This window comes from Xanthomonas cannabis pv. cannabis (assembly GCF_000802365.1).
Taxonomy (GTDB): domain Bacteria; phylum Pseudomonadota; class Gammaproteobacteria; order Xanthomonadales; family Xanthomonadaceae; genus Xanthomonas; species Xanthomonas cannabis.
Genome location: NZ_JSZE01000252.1, coordinates 1 through 221 on the forward strand (window position 1 = coordinate 1; position 221 = coordinate 221).

Here is a 221-nt window from a genome sequence, read left to right on the forward strand (position 1 = left end):
GGAAATGCTGTATCCGAACAAGGTGCTGCCGATGCTGCTCAACATCGTCGGCGCCACCTGCCTGCTGGTGTGGACGATTTCGCTGGTGTCGCAACTGATCCTGCGCGCGCGCGCCGATCGCGACGGCATCGCGTTGCCGTTCCGCATGCGCGGCTATCCGGCTCTGACGGTGCTGGCCCTGGTGATTCTGGCCGTGCTCTTCGTGCTGCTGGCCAGCTCGC

The 221-nt window shown here is 65.2% G+C and carries 1 pseudogene; it reads left to right on the top strand.

From position 1 onward, the window contains the following. Positions 1-221 (top strand): annotated as a pseudogene (locus tag OZ10_RS20290) (amino acid transporter); the annotation flags it as partial.